16 protein-coding genes are annotated in these 18,658 nt (G+C 71.9%); 6 read left to right on the forward strand and 10 right to left on the reverse strand.

Annotated elements, in window-relative coordinates; all coding sequences use genetic code 11:
• Positions 1–2: 2 nt before the first annotated feature.
• The 6 genes from AB0M54_RS09790 to AB0M54_RS09815 all read right to left on the reverse strand — a co-directional run bounded on the left by AB0M54_RS09790 (position 3) and on the right by AB0M54_RS09815 (position 6,012).
• Positions 3–1,220: an inorganic phosphate transporter gene (locus AB0M54_RS09790; protein ID WP_364470185.1), complete on the reverse strand. Its 1,218-nt coding sequence runs from the start codon at positions 1,218–1,220 to the stop codon at positions 3–5.
• A gap of 116 nt (positions 1,221–1,336) precedes the next feature.
• The gene (locus AB0M54_RS09795; RefSeq protein ID WP_364470187.1) at positions 1,337–1,846 is read right to left on the reverse strand and encodes a hypothetical protein; all 510 of its coding nucleotides are present in this window, start codon (positions 1,844–1,846) and stop codon (positions 1,337–1,339) included.
• Between the two features lie 80 nt (positions 1,847–1,926).
• Positions 1,927–2,757, reverse strand: a complete 831-nt coding sequence (locus AB0M54_RS09800) for a carbohydrate ABC transporter permease (protein WP_364470189.1) — start codon at positions 2,755–2,757, stop codon at positions 1,927–1,929.
• Complete coding sequence (locus tag AB0M54_RS09805) at positions 2,757–3,713, reverse strand: sugar ABC transporter permease (protein WP_364470191.1); 957 nt, start codon at positions 3,711–3,713, stop codon at positions 2,757–2,759. The genes AB0M54_RS09800 and AB0M54_RS09805 overlap by 1 nt, the downstream gene beginning before the upstream one ends.
• Before the next feature lie 4 nt (positions 3,714–3,717).
• A complete protein-coding gene (locus AB0M54_RS09810) occupies positions 3,718–4,995 on the reverse strand; it encodes an extracellular solute-binding protein (RefSeq protein WP_364316210.1) in 1,278 nt (425 codons plus the stop codon).
• 36 nt (positions 4,996–5,031) lie between these two features.
• Positions 5,032–6,012: a LacI family DNA-binding transcriptional regulator gene (locus AB0M54_RS09815; protein ID WP_364470193.1), complete on the reverse strand. Its 981-nt coding sequence runs from the start codon at positions 6,010–6,012 to the stop codon at positions 5,032–5,034.
• 223 nt (positions 6,013–6,235) lie between these two features.
• Here AB0M54_RS09815 and AB0M54_RS09820 point away from each other — a divergent pair, with 223 nt between their 5' ends.
• From AB0M54_RS09820 to AB0M54_RS09840, 5 genes are all read left to right on the forward strand, one after another.
• Complete coding sequence (locus AB0M54_RS09820) at positions 6,236–7,756, forward strand: Gfo/Idh/MocA family oxidoreductase (protein WP_364470195.1); 1,521 nt, start codon at positions 6,236–6,238, stop codon at positions 7,754–7,756.
• 76 nt (positions 7,757–7,832) lie between these two features.
• Positions 7,833–9,257 (forward strand): glucuronate isomerase, encoded by a 1,425-nt coding sequence (gene uxaC / locus AB0M54_RS09825; protein ID WP_364470197.1) that lies wholly within the window; start codon positions 7,833–7,835, stop codon positions 9,255–9,257.
• Positions 9,254–10,534, forward strand: a complete 1,281-nt coding sequence (locus AB0M54_RS09830) for an enolase C-terminal domain-like protein (protein ID WP_364470198.1) — start codon at positions 9,254–9,256, stop codon at positions 10,532–10,534. Before uxaC ends, AB0M54_RS09830 begins: the two co-directional genes overlap by 4 nt.
• A complete protein-coding gene (locus AB0M54_RS09835) occupies positions 10,525–11,940 on the forward strand; it encodes a mannitol dehydrogenase family protein (protein ID WP_364470200.1) in 1,416 nt (471 codons plus the stop codon). Before AB0M54_RS09830 ends, AB0M54_RS09835 begins: the two co-directional genes overlap by 10 nt.
• Positions 11,937–13,004 carry a Gfo/Idh/MocA family oxidoreductase gene (locus tag AB0M54_RS09840; RefSeq protein ID WP_364470202.1) on the forward strand — a complete coding sequence of 356 codons (1,068 nt, stop codon included), beginning with the start codon at positions 11,937–11,939 and terminating at the stop codon, positions 13,002–13,004. Before AB0M54_RS09835 ends, AB0M54_RS09840 begins: the two co-directional genes overlap by 4 nt.
• Positions 13,005–13,024: 20 nt before the next feature.
• Here the strand turns inward: AB0M54_RS09840 and AB0M54_RS09845 are convergent, their stop codons facing one another.
• Together AB0M54_RS09845 and AB0M54_RS09850 are read right to left on the reverse strand one after the other, a co-directional pair.
• The gene (locus AB0M54_RS09845; protein ID WP_364316192.1) at positions 13,025–13,228 is read right to left on the reverse strand and encodes a hypothetical protein; all 204 of its coding nucleotides are present in this window, start codon (positions 13,226–13,228) and stop codon (positions 13,025–13,027) included.
• 27 nt (positions 13,229–13,255) lie between these two features.
• Positions 13,256–14,014 (reverse strand): PmoA family protein, encoded by a 759-nt coding sequence (locus tag AB0M54_RS09850; protein ID WP_364316189.1) that lies wholly within the window; start codon positions 14,012–14,014, stop codon positions 13,256–13,258.
• A 265-nt stretch (positions 14,015–14,279) separates the two neighbouring features.
• Here AB0M54_RS09850 and AB0M54_RS09855 point away from each other — a divergent pair, with 265 nt between their 5' ends.
• Positions 14,280–14,687: a DUF805 domain-containing protein gene (locus AB0M54_RS09855; RefSeq protein ID WP_364316187.1), complete on the forward strand. Its 408-nt coding sequence runs from the start codon at positions 14,280–14,282 to the stop codon at positions 14,685–14,687.
• Between the two features lie 44 nt (positions 14,688–14,731).
• Here AB0M54_RS09855 and AB0M54_RS09860 read toward each other — a convergent pair whose 3' ends face one another.
• The gene (locus AB0M54_RS09860) at positions 14,732–17,749 is read right to left on the reverse strand and encodes a bifunctional [glutamine synthetase] adenylyltransferase/[glutamine synthetase]-adenylyl-L-tyrosine phosphorylase (protein WP_364316177.1); all 3,018 of its coding nucleotides are present in this window, start codon (positions 17,747–17,749) and stop codon (positions 14,732–14,734) included.
• A 19-nt stretch (positions 17,750–17,768) separates the two neighbouring features.
• On the reverse strand, positions 17,769–18,560 hold the full coding sequence (locus tag AB0M54_RS09865) for a type 1 glutamine amidotransferase (protein ID WP_364470204.1): 792 nt from the start codon (positions 18,558–18,560) through the stop codon (positions 17,769–17,771).
• Positions 18,561–18,658: the final 98 nt, after the last annotated feature.

The raw sequence follows: 18,658 nt of genomic DNA on the forward strand, positions 1-18,658 counted from the left end.
GCTCAGACTCCTTCGGGGACGCGCTCGCGGGTGGCCGCGGGCTCGTCTTCCCACTCGTCGTTGACGTTGCTGTGGTCGACCGGCTTCTGGCGGGACCGCAGGAACATGAAGGTCGCCAGGCCCAGCAGCACGATGAAGACCACCACGGCGCCGGCCAGGCCGCCGACCAGGTGGCCGATCCACCACATGACGCCACCGACGACGGCCGCGGCGGGCAGCGTGATCAGCCAGGCGGCGATCATCCGGCCGGCGACCTTCCAGCGGACCTGCGCGCCGGGCTTGCCGATGCCGCTGCCGAGGATCGAGCCGGTCGCGACGTGCGTGGTGGAGAGCGCGAAACCGAGGTGGCTGGAGGCCAGGATGACCGCGGCCGAGGAGGCCTCGGCGGCCATGCCCTGCGGCGGCGCGATCTCGACCAGGCCCTTGCCCAGCGTGCGGATGATCCGCCAGCCGCCGAGGTAGGTGCCCGCGGCGATGGCCAGCGCACACGCCGCCTTGACCCAGAACGGCACGGCGCCGGTGTCGGTCCAGTCGCCCGAGGCGATCAGGGCCAGCGTGATGACGCCCATCGTCTTCTGCGCGTCGTTGGTGCCGTGGGCCAGCGAGACCAGCGAGGCGCTGCCGATCTGACCCCAGCGGAACCCACTCTCCGTAAATTTCGTTGCGACCCCGGTCACCGCCTTGTAGACCAGCCAGGTGCCGACGGCCGCGACGATGCAGGCGATCACCGGCGACATCACCGCCGGGAGCAGCACCTTGCCGACGACGCCGTCGAGCTTGCTGCCGTCGCCGTTCCAGTTGACGCCGGCCCAGCCGAGGCCGGCGATGGTGGCGCCGATCAGGCCGCCGAACAGCGCGTGCGACGAGCTCGACGGCAGGCCGAGCAGCCAGGTCAGCAGGTTCCAGACGATGCCGCCGACCAGGCCGGCGAGCACGATCAGGAGCAGGTCGAATCCGCCGTTGCCGAGCAGCTCGGCCTTCGGGGCGCCCGACTTGTCCTGGATCTTGACGACCGCGTTCGTCACGGTCAGCGCCACCTCGACGGAGAGGAAGGCGCCTACGAGGTTGAGGATGCCGGACAAGGCCACGGCCGTCTTCGGCCGCAGCGCCTTCGTGGCGATGGACGTGGCCATCGCGTTCGCCGTGTCGTGGAACCCGTTGGTGAAGTCGAAACCCAGCGCGGTAACGACGACCAGGGCCAGAATGATGGACTCGGTCACTCCCGCATCGTCCGGCCGTCCTCACCGGCAACGGAAGTGGGGAGAAGCGTCCGCCCCAGATATTCGAGCCCGGTTCACTTACCTGTCGCTTACCGGCCCAGGTGATCCCAGGATGTTCAGCCGGTGATCGCTGTCGCTTCGACCGGGCCGGTGTTACGGCGGGCGAGCACGTGCAGGGCGAAGAGCAGATGGCCGAGCATGACCGGGACCAGGACCGGGTGGATGAGCACGGCGAGGGTCCCGGCCACGGCGAGCACGCCCGCGGTGGCGGCCACCCGGCCCGGGTGGGAGACGGCGGTACGCAGCGCGTCGCGTACCGCCGGAAGAAGCCGCCGGCGGGCCGCCGAGACCAGCACCAGCCCGCCCAGCCCGGCGGCGGCCAGGCCGGCGAGCGCCACTACGACCAGCATCGGCGCGCCGCCGGGCACCCGGCCCGCCCGCAGCGCGAGCAGATCGAGCACCACCGCCGCGGCGAGGGCGGCGACCACGACCGACGCCGCGAACCCGGGCAGCAGGGCCTGCCGGAAGCTGACCCACAGCTGCCGGGGCGACGGCCACGCGTCATGGCTGAGGTAGTGCTCGACCGCGCGGCTGGCGGTCAGCAGAGCGGCCCCCGCGGTGATCACGCCGAAGCAGAGAAAAGTCGTCAGGAATCCGGCGATCGCGAGATCACCCGCGGTTCGAAAGGCGTCCCGCCAATGAGATCTCATCCCTTGAGCCCGCTCGTGTTGATGCCCTCGACGAGCATTCTCTGGAAGGCCACGAAGAACAGGAACACGGGTACGAGCGACAGCAACGACATCGCGAACATCGGCCCGACGGCGCTTTCCGACGTCGAGTCGATGAACAGGGTCAGCGCCACCGGAACGGTGTAGTCGCTCAGGTCGGAGAGGAACACCAGCTGACGGAAGAAGTCGTTCCAGGTCCAGATGAACGAGAAGATCGCCGTGGTGACCAGGGCCGGCCGGCTCAGCGGCAGGATCACGTACCGGAAGATCGCGTACGGACCGGCGCCGTCGATCGTGGCGGCCTCATCGAGCTCCCGCGGGATGCCGCGCATGAACTGCACCATCAGGAAGACGAAGAACGCCTCGGTGGCCAGGAACTGGGGCACGAGCAGCGGCAGGTAGGGGAAGTCGCCGCCGACCCAGCCGAGCGACTTGTAGAGGATGTACTGCGGGATGATCAGCACGTGGCCGGGCAGCAGCAGGGTGCCGATCATGACCGCGAACCACATCCCGCGCAGCCGGAACCTCAATCGGCCCAGGGCGTACGCGGCCAGCAGGCAGGAGATCACGTTGCCGAGCACGGTCAGCCCGGCCACCAGCACGCTGTTCGCGAAGAACCGGCCGAAGCCCAGGTCGAAGTGGCTCCAGCCCTCGGCGAAGTTGCCCGGCGTGAACTCGTCAGGGATCAGCCCGATGTTGCTGACGATCTCCTCGGGCGACTTGACCGAGGTGCCGACCATCCACACCAGCGGGTAGAGCACCACGGCCAGGATGGCGACCAGCAGCAGGACCCGCAGCACGCGGCGCATCAGCCGTTCCCCTCGTCGGAGTAGTGCACCCAGAACCGGCCGGTGCGGAACAGCACGGCCGTGATCAGGCCGATGGCGATCAGGAAGATCCAGGCCATCGCGGACGCGTAGCCCATGTCCAGCTTGACGAAGCCGTTGATGTAGAGGTTCAGCGTGTACATCAGGGTGGAGTCGACCGGGCCGCCCTCGCCGTTGCTCAGCACGAACGCCGACGTGAAGCCCTGGAAGCCGTTGATCGTCTCCAGCACCAGGTTGAAGAAGATCACCGGCGAGAGCATCGGCACCGTGATGTGCCAGAACCGGCGTACCGCGCCGGCGCCGTCCACCTCGGCCGCCTCGTACAGCTCGACCGGCACCTGTTTGAGCCCGGCCAGGAAGATCACCATCGGCGCCCCGAACTGCCAGACCGCCAGCAGCATCAGGGTCTCCAGCGCGTACTCCGGGTCGTGCACCCACGCCTGGCCCTGGACGCCGAAGAAGCCGAGCAGCGAGTTGAAGGCGCCGTCCCGGTTGAACATGCTGACCCAGACGATGGCCAGCGCCACGCTGCCGCCGAGCAGCGACGGCAGGTAGAACAGCCCGCGGAAGAGGCCGACGCCACGGAACGCGCGGTTCACCAGCAGCGCCACGCCGAGCGCGACGAGCAGCTTGAGCGGCACGGCGATCAGCGCGTAGGTGACCGTCACGGTGACCGAGTGCCAGTACGACGGATCCTCGGTGAACATCCGCCGATAGTTGTCGAAGCCGACCCACTCCACCTCGGACAGCGGTGACAGCACGTCGTAGTCGGTGAAGCTGAGGTAGAGCGAGAGCAGCATCGGCACCGCGGTGATCAGCATCAGGCCGATCAGCCACGGGCCGAGGAACGCGTACCCGGCGAGGTTCTGCCGCTGCCGGGCCCGGGCCGGCCCTGCCTCCCGTTGGCGGGGCGCGCCTACCGGCGGAGCGATGGCCACGAGGTCATCCCTTGCCGATCGCGCTGGTCGCGGCGGCGACGAAGGCCTTGGCCGCGGCGTCCGGCGTCTGCCGTCCGTACACCACCTCCTCGGCCGCCTTGATCAGCTCGCTCTTGACCACGCTGTGCCCGGCCGGCGGCACCGTCGGCGCGGCGCCGTAGGTCTTGCCGATCTCGTCCTGCACGGTGATCGACTGCTTCATCGCCGGGTTGTCGGTGCCGGCCGCGACCTGCTCGCGGATGTCCAGGTTGGACGGCAGGCCGCGCTCGGTGCCCAGGATCTGGCCGGCTTCCGGGTCGTTGGCCAGGAAGTTGATGACGTCGACGGCGACGTCCTTGTGCTTGCTGCCGCGGAAGACCGAGAAGAACATCGAGGCGCGCGGCCACTGCGCGCCGGTCTTGCCCGGGTACGCCGTGACGCCCAGCTCGCCCTTGACGTTCTTCTTCAGCTCGGGCATCTGGTTGACCCAGACGAAGCTGGTGGCCGCCTTGCCGGTCGCCACCAGCTGCTTGGTGATGTCGGTGGAGTTGCCCTCGTGGATGACGTCCGCGGTGGGCGTGGCGCCGGCCGCGCGGGCGCCCTGCCAGAGGGTGAACCACTGTGTCACGTCGGCCTCGGTGAAGCCGAGCTGCTTGCCCTGGTAGAGGTCCTTGCCCTGCTGCCGCAGCCAGACCCAGAACGCCTTGAAGTCGGCGCTCGGGTCCTGCGTACCCGGGACCTTCGCGGTCTTCGTCACCGTCGACGCCCAGGCGATGTAGTCCTCCCAGGACATGCCCATCGTCGGCTCGGGCAGCTTGAACTTCTCGAGCAGCGTCTTGTCGTACACCAGGCCCTGGGTGTTCTCGCCGAAGGACAGGCCGGCCATCTTGCCGTCGACCACGCCGTACTTCCACAGCGGCTCGGGGAACCGGCTGGTGTCCAGGCGCTTGTCGGCCTGGTACGGCGTCAGGTCGAGGGTGACCTTCCGGTCGGCGTACTCGGCGAGGTAGTTGTCGTCGATCTGGAAGACGTCCGGCGGGTCGCCGCCCGCGGTCAGCGTGGCCAGCTTGTCGAAGTAGCCCTGGTTGGCCTGCCAGGTCTTCTTGAACGTGACGTCCGGGTGCTCGGCCGTGTAGAGGTTCAGGGCCTTCTCGGTCAGGCCGGCGCGGGTCTCGCCGCCCCACCAGTAGAAGGACAGCACGACCTTGCCATCCTTGCTTTCTTCACCGCCACCACAGGCGGTGGCGCCGAGGACGAGCGGAAACATCAGGACGGCGGCGAGGAGTTTTCGGGCACGCGGCATCGCGATCTCTTCTCTGTTTCTCAGGAAAAGGGGGCGTTACGCGGAGACGGGTCCGGTCGAGTCCCGGACGATCAGTTCGGTGTGCAGGGAGACATGTGCGGTGGTGCGGCGGTCGTCGCTGTGCGAGAGGAGCATGTCGACGGCCGCCCGGCCCGCGGCGGCGGTGGGGGTGGCCACCGTGGTCAGCTTGGGGCGGGTCAACCGGCTGAGCGTGATGTCGTCGATGCCGGCCACGCTCACGTCCTCGGGCACCCGCAGGCCGAGGGCGTCCAGCCCCTCCATCAGGCCGATGGCCATCAGGTCGTTGTAGGCGAGCACGGCGGTCACCCCGCCGCGCTGGATCTGCTCGGCGACCGCCCGGCCACCGTGCTCGGTCGGCTGGTTCGGCCCGATCACGGTGAGCTCGAACCGGCCGGACCGCTCGGCGGACTGGGCCGCGCGCCGGATCTCGCGGCTGGTCCAGGATCCGCGCGGGCCGGTGACCAGCGCGATCCGCCGGTGCCCGAGGCCGGCCAGGTGGTCCAGGGCGAGCTGGGCGCCCTGGGCCACGTCCATCACGACCGCGGGCAGCCCGGCGATGCTGCGGTTCACCACGACCAGCGGCACCTCGCGGCTGAGCTGCTCGATCAGGCTGTTGCTCATCCGCGGGCTGCACAGCAGCACCCCGTCCACCTGCTTGGCCAGCGCCCGGACCAGGTCTTCCTCGACCACCGCGTCCTCGTTGGTGTCGGCCACGAAGATGAGGTGGTCGTGCCGGCGGGCCTGGCTCTCGGCCGCCTTGATCAGCGGCGGGAAGAACGGGTTGGCGATGTCGGCGACGATCAGGCCGATGTTGAACGTCCGGCCGGTGATCAGCGCCCGCGCGGCCCGGTTGGGCCGATAGCCGAGCTGTTCGGCGCACGCCTGGACCCGGCTGCGGGTCTCCACGTTCACCAGGTGGGGCGCCGAGAAGGTGCGCGAGACGGTGGAGATGTGTACGCCGGACGCCTGCGCGACGTCCCGGATCGTGGCCGGCACGCTCCCCACCTCCTTCGGTGTTCATCGATGCCTGGGACGCAATTAATGCAAGCGGTTGCAGTGCTGTCAATCCATCCGGACTGCCAACATGTTTCGAAACCATTTCGACTATTCCCCGCAAAAACCCATCTTCACGTACGAAGTGGAGCACGCCGTTGACTCATTTGTGTCGATGGGCCTAGCGTCCGCTGCAAAGGTTTGTCATCAGAATGGGGGTCCCCCAATGCCGCGCCGCTACGCGCTCGTCGGCACCGGCGCACGGGCCGAGATGTTCGTCCGGGCCCTCACCCACGACCACGCCGCGACGAGCGAGCTGGTCGGCCTGTGCGACCGCAACCCGCTGCGCGTCGCCGCCCATCAGCGGTGGCTGCGCCTCGACGGCCACCCCGAGGTGCCCGGGTACGCCGATCTCGCCGAGATGCTGGCCGAGCAGCGGGCCGACACCCTGGTCGTCACCAGCATGGATCGGGAACACGCCGGGCACATCGTGACCGCCCTGGAGGCCGGGTGCGACGTGCTGACCGAGAAGCCGATGACCACCGACGCCCCGGGCGCCCGCGCGGTGCTCGACGCCCAGCGGCGAACCGGCAAGCAGGTGGCGGTCACCTTCAACTACCGCTTCAACCCGGTGCACGAGAAGGTCCGCACGCTGCTCGCGTCCGGCGCGGTCGGGGAGATCGGGTCGGTGCACTTCGAGTGGCTGCTCGACGTACGCCACGGCGCCGACTACTTCCGGCGCTGGCACCGCGAACGGGCCAACTCGGGCGGGCTGCTCGTGCACAAGTCCGGCCACCACTTCGACCTGGTCAACTGGTGGCTGGGCGCGCGGCCGGAGTCGGTCTTCGCGTCCGGCCGGCTGTTCTTCTACGGCTCGCCGGCCGGCGAACGGCACGGGTACGCGCGGGACTACGAGCGGGCGCACGGCAGCCCGGCGGCCCGGGACGACCCGTTCGCGATGCGGCTCGAGGACAACGACCGGTTGCGGGCGCTCTACCTCGAGGCCGAGTCGGCCGACGGCTACCTGCGCGACCGCAACGTCTTCGCGCCCGGCGTGACCATCCAGGACGACATGGCGGTGCTGGTCCGGTACGACACCGGGGCCACGATGACCTACCACCTCACGGCCTACGCGCCGTGGGAGGGCTACCGCGTGATGGTCAACGGCAGCAAGGGGCGGCTGGAGCTCGAGGTCGTGGAGAGCGACCACGTCAGCCTGGGCGAGGCGAGCGCGCTGAAGGGCGCCGCGGTGCACGGCGAGGCGGCCGCGGCCGAACGCGGCTGGGCCTCCCTCACGCTGCACCCGTTCTGGGCGCCGCCGCAGGTCGTCCCGTTGCCCGGCCGCACTCCCCGTCCCGGCGACGCCGCCCGCGAGGCGGGTGTTGCCTATACGCGCTCAGAGCAGGCCGCGGGCGAGACGGGTGTTGCCCATACGCGCTCAGAGCAAGCCGCAGGCGAGACGGGTGTTGCCCATACGCGCTCAGAGCAAGCCGCAGGCGAGACGGGTGTTGCCTATACGCGCTCAGAGCAAAGGGACGACGACGAGCGTGACGGGCACGGCGGGGCGGACAAGCGGATGCTCGCGGTCCTCCTCGGCGGGGCGACCGACCCGCTGAACCGGTCGGCGACCGCGCGGGACGGGGCGCTGGCCCTGCTCACCGGGCTGGCGGCGAACCGCTCGATGGAGACCGGCGCCGCCGTCCACGTGGCCGATCTGCTCGACCTCGACAACGACCACCAGTGGTAGCCCAGAGCGCCATCCGGGCCTCGGATACCGCCCTGGGCTACCACTGCGGAAGAGCGACCGGACGAACGGAGTGGGCGTGGCCGACGATCTGATCTTCGCGAGTGGCGACCGGGAGCGGGACATCGCGCGTGAGCTGCACGCGGTCGCCGCCGCGCTGCCGCTGATCTGCCCGCACGGCCACGTCGACCCGGCGCTGCTGGCCGAGGACCGGCCGTTCCCCGATCCGGCGCGGCTGCTCGTGGTGCCCGACCACTACGTGACCAGGATGCTGCTCAGCCAGGGCATCCGGCCGGGGCGGCTGGGCGTGCCGGCGCGGGACGGCAGCGACGAGCCGGTGGAGACCGACGGCCGGGTCATCTGGCGGCTGCTGGCCGAGAACTGGCACCTGTTCCGCGGCACGCCGTCCCGGCTGTGGATGGAGCGCACGTTCGCCGGCGTCTTCGACGTGCACACGCCGCTGCGGGCGGAGACCGCCGACGACATCTACGACGCGATCGCGGCCAGGCTGGCCGAGCCGGCGTTCCGGCCGCGGGCACTGTTCCAGCAGTTCGGCATCGAGACCCTGGCCACCACCGAGTCGCCGCTGGACGACCTGGCCACCCACGCCAAGCTCGCCGCCGACGGCTGGGGCGGGCCGGGTGGCCGGGTGATCACCACGTTCCGCCCGGACAACGTGGTCGACATGGAGTTCGAGGGCTGGGCCGGCAACGTCGCCCGGCTGGGTGAGGTGGCCGGGACCGACACGTCGCGCTTCGGCGGCTACCTGGACGCGTTGCGGCTGCGGCGGGAGGCGTTCGTCGCGGCCGGCGCGACCAGCTCCGACCACGGGCACCCGACCGCGCTGACCGTCTCGCTGCCCGAGGCCGAGGCGGCGGAACTGTTCCAGCGCGGGCTCAGCGGGCGCGCGTCGGCCCGGGACGCGGAACTGTTCCGGGCCCACATGCTGCTCGAGTTCGCCCGGATGTCGATCGACGACGGGCTGGTCATGCAGCTGCACCCGGGCGCGGTCCGCAACCACAACCGGTGGCTGCACCGCACCCACGGCCGGGACACCGGCGGCGACATCCCGCAGGCCAGTGACTACGTGCACGGGCTGGCGCCGCTGCTCGACGCGTACGGCAACGACCCGCGCCTGCGCGTGGTGCTCTACACGCTGGACGAGGACACGTTCACCCGTGAGCTGGCCCCGCTGGCCGGTGGCTACGCCGCGCTCTACCTGGGCGCGCCGTGGTGGTTCCTGGACACCCCGGACGGGCTGCGGCGGTTCCGCGAGACGGTCACCGACTCGGCCGGGTTCTACAACACCGCCGGGTTCGTCGACGACACCCGGGCGTTCTGCTCCATCCCGGTACGCCACGACGTCGCGCGCCGGGTCGACGCCGCCTACCTCGCCACCCTGGTCGCCCAGGGCCGGCTGCCGCTCGACGAGGCCGCCGAGACCATCGCCGACCTCGCCTACCACCTGCCCAAACGCATCTTCCGGCTGGGAGCTGAAGCATGACCCGGATCGAGTCCGTCACCGTGCACGACGTCCGTTTCCCGACCGCGGCGGCCGGTGACGGCTCGGACGCGATCAACCGGGGCGACTACTCGGCGGCGTACGTCGAACTGCGCACCGACGGCCCGCACATCGGCGCCGGCTTCACCTTCACCAACGGGCGGGGCAACGAGGTCGTGTGCGCGGCGATCCGCGCGCTCGCGTACCACGTCGTCGGTTTTGATCTGACCGAGCTCGACGGGCTGGACTTCAGCCGATCGCTGACCGCCGACCCGCAGCTGCGCTGGCTCGGCCCGGAGAAGGGCGTCATCCACCTGGCCACCGCGGCGCTGGTCAACGCGGTGTGGGACCTGCGCGCCAAGGAGGCCGGCCGGCCGTTGTGGCGGTTGCTGGCCGAGATGCCGACCGCCGAGCTGGTGGCGCAGATCGACTTCCGGCACATCCGCGACGCGCTGACCCCGGCGGAGGCGACCGCGATCCTGGACAAGGGCCAGGTCGGGATGGCCGAGCGGCTGGCCGAGCTGGAACGGGACGGGCTGCCGTCGTACACCACCAGCGTGGGCTGGCTGGGCTACCCGGACGACAAGGTCACAGCGCTGGCGCGGGCCGCGTACGACGACGGCTGGCGCGCGATGAAGATGAAGGTCGGCGGTGACATCGAGGACGACGTACGGCGGGCCCGCCTGATCCGCGCCGCGATCGGCCCGGACGCGCTGCTGATGATGGACGCCAACCAGGTCTGGGACGTGGACGAGGCGATCGCCAACATGGCGCGGCTGGCCGAGGCCGGACCGTACTGGATCGAGGAGCCCACCCACCCCGACGACGTGCTCGGGCACGCGCGGATCCAGCGGGCCGTCGCGCCGGTCCGGGTTGCCACCGGCGAGATGGCGGCCAACCGGGTGATCTTCAAGCAGCTGCTGCAGGCCGAGGCGATCGGCGTCATGCAGGTCGACGCGTGCCGGGTCGGCGGGGTGCCCGAGGTGCTGGCCGAGCTGCTGCTGGCGGCCAAGTTCAACGTCCCGGTGTGCCCGCACGCCGGCGGCGTCGGCCTGTGCGAGCTGGTCCAGCACCTGTTCGCGTTCGACTACCTGCGCGTGGCGACCGAGCTCGACGGGCGCATGGTCGAGTACGTCGACCACCTGCACGAACACTTCACCGATCCGGTGCGTACGCGCGACGGCCGCTACGTCCTCCCTGCCGAACCCGGCTACAGCGCCACGATGAAGCCCGAGTCGATCGCCGAGTTCACCTTCCCGGACGGTCCGGCATGGCGCTGATCGGACTCGGAACGCTGTCGCGCGTCCCGGCCGCGTCCCGCCCCCTGACGCTGCCCGGCCCGGCCTCGACCGGGATCGTCCACGTCGGCATCGGCGCGTTCCATCGAGCGCACCAGGCCGTCTACACCGAGGAGGCGGTGGCCGCGGCCGGCGGCGACTGGGGCATCGCCGCGGTGGCGCCCCACTCGGCCGATGTCGTCGCGGCCCTGCGCGCTCAGGATCGGCTGTTCAGCGTCACGTCGCTCGGCCGCTCCACCCGGGTGATCGGGGCCTTCTCCGAGGTGTTGCACGCGGCCGCCGACGCCGACGCGGTGATCTCCAAGATCGCCGATCCGCGGGTACGGGTGGTCACCCTGTGCATGACCGAGAAGGGGTATTTCACCGACCCGGCGACCGGGAAGCTGCTGCCGGGCGCTTCGGCCGGGATCCCGGGGCTGCTGCTGCGCGGGCTCGACGCGCGGCGCCGGGCCGATGCCGGGCCGCTGGCCGTGGTCAGCTGCGACAACCTGCCGTCCAACGGACGACGTACCCGATCTCTCTTCCAGCAGCTGTGCCCGTCCGGGCCGCTGGCCGACTGGATCGCCGCCGGCGTGACGTTTCCGGGCACCATGGTCGACCGGATCGTCCCGGCCGGCACGGCGGCGACGCTGGCCGCGGCGGCCGCCGCGCTGGGCGTGGAGGACCGGGCGGCGGTCGCGGCCGAGCCCTTCAAGCAGTGGGTGATCGAGGACGACTTCCCCGGCGGGCGGCCGGCCTGGGAGGCGGCCGGCGCGGTGCTGACCGGCGACGCCGGACCGTGGGAGCGGCTCAAGCTGCGGACGCTGAACGGCGTGCACTCCGGCATCGCCTACCTGGGCGCGCTGGCCGGGCGGAGGACCGTGTTGTCGGCCTTGGAGTTGCCGGGGATGCGCGAGGTGATGGGCCGGTTCATCGCTGACGACGTGGCCGGCAGCCTCACCCCACCGCCCGGGGTGACCGTGGTGGGCTACGGCGACTCGGTGCTGGAGCGGTTCGCCGACCCGGCCATCGAGCACCGGACCGTCCAGATCGCCAAGGACGGGTCGCAGAAGCTGCCGCAGCGGGTGCTGCACACCATCGCCGACCGGCGGGCCGCGGGCGCGTCGCCACGCTGGGCGGCGCTCGTGGTGGCGGCCTGGATGCGCTACGTCCAGGGCGTCGCCGACGACGGCTCGGCGCTGCCGCTGGACGACCCGCTGGGGCCGGCGATCCGCGCGGCGCTGGCCGGCGCCTCGACACCGGCCGAGGTGCGGGACGCCCTGTTCGGGCTGTCCGCGGTGTTCCCGCCCGAGCTGGCCGGCGATGCGGTCGTCCGGGAGCTCTGCGGCGAGTGGCTGGAGGCGCTGACCAGACACGGGGCGGCCGCCGTGCTGGCCGGCGTCCGGTGAGGGTCGGGCTGATCGGGGCCGGTGGACACGGGAAGTGGCACCGGCGGCGGATCGCGTCGCTCGACGTCACCCTGGCCGGGATGGCCGATCCGGCGCCGGTCGAGGATGCTGGGGACGTACCCGTCTTCACCGACCATCGGGAGCTGCTCAGCTCCGTGCCCCTCGATGTCGTGGTGATCTGCACGCCGCCGCACACCCACCTGCCGATCGCCCTGGACGCCCTCCGGGCCGGCTGCGACCTGCTGCTGGAGAAGCCGCCGGTGGTCTCGCGGGCCGAGCACGAGGTGCTGGCCACGGCGCTGGCCTCGACCGGGCGGGCGTGTCAGGTCGGGTTCCAGGCGCTCGGGTCGGCGGCGCTGGCCCGGCTCGTCCCCGGCACGTATCCGCGCGTCGCGACGGTCGCGTCCTGGCAGCGGGACGACGCCTACTACGCCCGCGCGACCTGGGCCGGTCGGCAGGGGCTGGGCGACGGGGCGCTGGTCAATCCGCTCGCGCACGCGCTGATGCAGAGCCTGGCGGTGATCGGCGACGACCCGGTGTCGCTGACCGCCGAACGCTACCGGACCCGGCCGATCGCGACCGACGACACCGTGTTCGCCCGGGTCGGATTCCGGGGCGGCGCCACCCTGCTGGCCGCGGTGACGCTGGCCGGCGAGGACTTCATCGCCGGCGAGGTGATCGCCGACGGCCCGGCCGGGCGGGTGGTGCTCGAATATCCGACCGACCGGCTGCGACTGCCCGGCTCCGACCCGGTCGAGGTGCCCGGACGGATCGACCTGCTCGACAACCTGATCGCCCACCGCCGCGACGGCACTCCCCTGGTGGCGCCGCTGGCCCGCACGCTCGGCTTCACCACGCTGGCCGCGGCGCTGACCGGCGGGCCGCTGCCGGCGCTGCTGGACGACGCCTTCATCACCGACCTCGGTGCCGGCGCCGGCCGCGTCCGGGTGATCACCGGCATCAACGCGGTGCTGTGGCGGGCCGCCTCGACCGGTCGGCTGCCGTCCGAGCTCGACGTGCCCTGGGCGTCCTCGGAAGGTGCGTTGCACCTGACCTTCGCCTGACCAGCCGCTGTTCGCGTGGATCAGGGCTCGTCGTCGTCCAGCGCCGGCCGGCGGTGATCGGCGATCCAGGCGTCGACGGCGTGCTCGTCCCAGACCCGGCCCCGCTCCAGCGCGGCGAGGGGCGCCGGGAAACCGCGGCGGCGGCTGAGCGTGTCGGCCCGCTGGCGGCTCACGCCGAGCCGGTCGCTGAGTTCCCTCATCCCGAGGAGGCGCAACTGAGTCATACCCCGCACCCTAGTCATGGGTAAGGTTTACGTCAGCCTACCCCCGTCCAGCACGCCGTCCGCGATGAGGACGCGGATCTCGCGGGACAGGGTGGCGCCGGCCGGGATGGTCAGCGGGTGCTCGAAGGCGAGCGCGGCGCAGACCCCCGCGTACTCCGAGGTGCGGACGAACCAGCGGTCGTCGCCGGCCAGGCCCGAGAAGACCAGGGTGTACGCGCCGCCGACGGTCAGCGCCACCCAGTCGTCGGTGCTGCCGTTGGGCTCGGCCCCGGACGGTGTGAAGGCCGTCGCCTCGCCCTCGCCGGCCCGCCAGAAGAAGCCGCCGTAGCCCGCGCCGCCCGGACGGCCGTTCGTCGCCGGGCTGCCCAGCACCACATCGGCGCCGGCCGGCGCCGTCAGGGCGTACCCGATGGTCAGCTCCCACCCGAGCTCGACCACCGCGGCCCGCATCGTGCGACGTTCGGTGAGCAGCACCTCCCCCGCGCCGTCGCGCCAGCGCAGCCGGTCGTCCTCGTCGTGGGTGACGCGGCCGTGGTCGTCGCGCCAGACGTAGCCCTCGTCGCGGACGTAGGTGCGGCCGCCCCAGAGGTTCCAGCCGTTGACGTCGGCCATGGCCAGCGACGCGCCCAGATGCCAGGGGTGGTCGGCGCGGAGCACGTCGGTGACCACCACGCCGCCGAGGGTGCGAACCGGATGAAGGTAGGGGCGCGGACCCAGCCGGATGTCCACGTCCGGCGCCGGGACATAGGTGGCCACCGGCAGCCCGTTCACGGCAATGTCCCTCATCAGATCACTGTAGGGCCTGTCCTGCCGATCAACCGGGGCTGCGGCGTGGTCCAGAGCGCGCCTGACGGCACCCGCGACACACCCACATCCAACACCAGGATGAGGGCGCGCCGCGGGCGACGCCAGCCACCCTCTGGACCTCGCCTCGCACTCGGCTGATCGGCAGGACAGGCCCTAATGTCCCGATCCGGCCACACCGGGTTGACCTGTTTCGATACATCCCTAGGATGAGCGTCCCGGATTCCGAATGTCCTTGGAGGACAGAGTGACCGTCACATCCACCCCGCAGGCCGGCCCGCTGGGCTACTGGCTGGGCTGCTTCCGCAAGTACGCCACCTTCAGCGGCCGCGCCCGCCGCGCCGAGTACTGGTGGTACCAGCTGTTCAACTTCATCCTGTACGCCATCGCCCTGGGCGTCGGCTTCGGCCTCGACTCCGCGATGAACGGCTCGGGTGTGCTGCCCGGGGTGCTGATCTTCGTCTACCTGGCCGGCGTCCTCCTGCCGACCCTGGCGGTCACCACCCGGCGCCTGCACGACGCCGGCATGACCGGCTGGTTCCAGCTGCTCGGCTTGATCCCGGCCATCGGTGGCCTCATCGTGCTGGTGCTGACCGTGCTCCCCGGCAACCCGGGCCCCAACCAGTACGGCCCCGACCCGCGCCAGGCCGGCTAGGGGTTCCGCGCCTCGATGCGGCTGGCGGCGCTCGCCGGTCGGGGTCAGCTGTCCAGCACTCGTTCCATGGCGGCGCGCGAGCGGCGGGACACCCGGAGGTACGAGTCGACGAACTCGCCCGGGTCGGTGGCGCCCAGCAGCAGCACGACACCGGCCAGCTCGACGCCGTGCCGGGGCAGCTGGTCGGTGGGCCGGCCCCGGACCAGCGTCAGCGCGTTCCGGACCCGGGCGGCCAGGGTCCACCCGGCCGTCATCGCCGCCGCGTCCTGCGCCGTCATCAGGCCGGCGGCGCGCTCGGCGGTCAGTGCCTCCAAGGTCCGGGTGAGGCGGAGCTCCGGCAGCGCGTACGCATGGCGGAGTTGAAGGAGCTGGACCGCCCACTCCACATCGGTCAGACCGCCGCGGCCGAGTTTGGTGTGCGTGTTCGGGTCGGCGCCGCGCGGCAGCCGCTCGGTCTCCACCCGGGCCTTGAGCCGCCGGATCTCGACCACCTGCTCGCGGCTCAGCCCGCCCCGCGGGTAGCGCATGCTGTTGGCCAGGTCTTCGAAGCGGCGCCCCAGGTCGAGGTCGCCGCAGACCCAGCGGGCGCGCAGCAGCGCCTGCGACTCCCACACCTTCGACCAGCGCGCGTAGTACTGCTGGTAGGCGTTGAGGCTGCGGACCAGCGGACCCTGGCGGCCCTCGGGGCGCAGGTCGGCGTCGATGCCGAGCGCCGGGTCGGGGGCGGGCGCGTTGAGCAGGCTGCGCATCTCCTCGGCGATCGCGCGCGCGGCGGCCGAGGCGTCGCCCTCGGGCATCCCCTCGGGGGCCTCGTGGACGAACAGCACGTCGGCGTCGGACGGGTAGCTCATCTCGTAGCCGCCGAGCCGGCCCATCCCGATCACCGCGACCTTCAGGCCGGGCGGGCCGGGACGGCTGCGCCGGGCGACCTTGAGCGCGGCGGTCAGCGTGGCGTCGGTGATGTCGGAGAGGGCGATGCCGACCGCGTCCACGTCGAGCGGGTCGGCCGGGGCGAGCTCGCCGGCCCGGCTCAGGATGTCGGCGCAGGCCACCCGGAAGAGCTCGCGGCGGCGGGAGGCCCGGACGGCGGCGATGGCCTTGGCCGGGTCTTCGGTGTGCCGGTCGGCGGCGGCGGTGAAGCCGTCCAACAGCTTCTCGCGGGAGCGTGGCTGCAACTCGGCGTCCTCGGCCAGCAGCCGCAGCGCCTCGGGGTCGCGGGTGAGCAGGTCGGTCGCGTACCGGGACAGGCTCAGCACCCGGGCCAGCCGCATGGCCACCGGGCCGCCGTCGCGGAGCAGCCGCAGGTACCACGGCGTGCTGCCGAGCTTGTCCGAGACGTGGCGGTAGCTGAGCAGGCCGCGGTCGGGTTCGGGCGCGTCGGCGAACTCCTGGAGCAGCATCGGCAGCAGGGTGCGCTGGATCGCCGCGGTGCGGGTGACGCCGCCGGTCAGAGCCTGGAGGTGACGCAGCGCGCCGGTCGGGTCGGCGAAGCCCAGCACCTCGAGGCGCTTGCCGGCCGACTCCGGCGTCATCCGCAGCGCCTCGGCCGGCACCCGGGCCACCGCCTCGAGCAGCGGCCGGTAGAGCAGCTTCACGTGCAGGCGGCGGACCTGCGCGGCGTGGCCGACCCAGTCGGAGCGGAAGGCCTCGACCGCGTCCCGCCCGGGCAGCGCGACATAGCCGAGGGCGGCGGCCAGCCAGCGTTCGCCGGCCGGGTCGTCCGGCACGGTGTGCGTACGCCGGAGATTCTGCAGTTGCAACCGGTGCTCGACGCTGCGCAGGAAGCGGTAGCCCCGCAGCAGCGTCTCGCCGTCCTCGCGCCCGACGTACCCGCCGCTGACCAGCGCCCGCAGCGCCGGCAGCGTCCCCGGACCGCGCAGCGTCTCGTCCACCCGGCCGTGCACGAGCTGGAGCAGTTGGACGGCGAACTCGATGTCACGCAGCCCGCCCGGGCCCCGCTTGATCTCGCGGTCGACCTTGTCCTTGGGCACGTTCTCGATGATCTTGCGGCGCATGTCGCGGACGTCGACGACCGCCTCCGGCCGCTCCGCCGCGTGCCACACCAGCGGGGCCAGGTCGTCGATCCACTCCTGCGCGAGGGCCAGGTCGCCGGCCGCCGGGCGGGCCTTGAGCAGCGCCTGGAACTCCCACGTGCGCGCCCAGCGGTGGTAGTAGGCCTGGTGTGAGGCCAGCGTGCGGACCAGCGGCCCCCGGCTGCCCTCGGGGCGCAGCGCGGCGTCCACCGGCCACGCCACCTGGCCGCAGATCTCGATCAGCTTGGCCGCGACCGCGGTGCCGGCGCTCAGGTCCTCGTCGCCGCGGGCCACGAAGATGACGTCCACATCGGACACGTAGTTGAGCTCGTTGCCGCCGCACTTGCCCAACGCGACGACGGCCAGCGCCGGCTCGGTGGGCACGCCGGCCACGGCCATCCGGTACGCGGCCGCGAGCGTCTCGTCGGCCAGCCGGGACAGCGCGCCCATGGTCGGCTCCAGCCCCCGCCCGCCGGTCAGGTCGGCGGCGGCGATGCGCAGCAACCCGATGCGGTACGCCTTCCGGAGCTGCGGCACCGTCGGCGGCCCGTCCCCCACCGCTTGATCAAATTCGAGGTGACCCTCCGCGCTGGGCGGCAGCCCGGTCTTGCCGGTGGCCAGCGTCCGCCACTCGCCCGGGTTGGCCACCAGGTGATCGCCCAGCGCCGAGGACGCGCCCAGCACGGCCAGCAACCGGCGCCGCAGCCCCTGGTCGGCGTGCAGCGTCTCGATGATGTCGACCGCCGCCGCCTGCTCGGCCAGCTCGATGTCCTTCTTCGGAGCGGCCCCGCCGCCGTTGCCCCGGGCGGCGTCGCGCACCGAGGTCTCGACCATCCGGTGCAGCTGACGCAACGCCAGGTTGGGGTCGGCCACCCGGGACATGGTGTGCAGCAGTTCGCCCGCGCGCGGGTCGACCGGTTCTTGGCTCTCCGCGTCCCACAGCCCGAGCCCGTGCCGTCCGAGCAGGTCGCCCGCCTTGGCGCCGTTGTCCGCGAAGCCGTATCGCGCCAACCGGCTCGGCCTGGTCATCAGTGGCCCCGGAGAGACATCAGTGCCCCAGGAGAGGAAGCGTGCGACCGCCCGGGCCCGGGCTCGGGGGGACGTCGGCGTCCGGCAGGGTGCCCAGCGCCAGCGAGGCGAACCGGGCGGCGAACGGCTGCCAGACCTCTTCCACGTCGGCGAGCGCGTCGGCGCAGGCCGCCACGACGGCGTCCGGGTCGTACCCGATCTCGGCCAGCGTGGCCGCGTCTTCCCCGGCCCACCGTGCGATCATGTCGAGGTCGCACTCGATGTGGAACTGGAGCCCCCAGGCCCGGTCGCCGATCCGGAACGCCTGGTTCGGACAGCGCGTCGACGCCGCCAGCAGGGTCGCGTGGAGCGGCAGCTCGGTGATCTCGTCGCGGTGCCACTGGAACACGTCGGGCAGCAGCGGGACGAACTTGAACAGCGGGTCGGTGTCGGCGGCGTCGCGCTTGCCGATCAGCCCCGGCCCGATCTCGGGCCCCGACGTCGACCGCTCGACCAGCCCACCGTGCGCCGCGGCGAGGAGCTGACCACCGAGACAGACCCCCAGCGTGGGTACGCGATGACGCACCGCCTTCCGCAGCAGCCCCTCGAGCCCCGGGAACCACGGCGCGCCCGGGGTGCCGTCGGCGGCCGCGAACGCGTCTTGATCGCCGCCCAGCACCACCAGCGCGGTGAAGTCGTCGAGCGTCTCGGGCAGCGCGTCACCGGCATGTGGCCGCAGGACGGTCAGCGGCAGCTCGGCCTCGGTCAGCCACTCACCCAGCCGGGCGAGCGGATCGGACGGATCGTTCTCGATGACAAGCGCGGTGCCCACGCCCTGAGGCTATCCCGCGAACCGGCCGGAATCACCGACAGGGGGTTGTCGCTCCGCCGCCGGACAGTGATCCCGAGCGGAACTTCCAAGGAGGAACG

Source organism: Actinoplanes sp. NPDC051470 (genome assembly GCF_040682035.1).
Classification (GTDB): domain Bacteria; phylum Actinomycetota; class Actinomycetes; order Mycobacteriales; family Micromonosporaceae; genus Actinoplanes.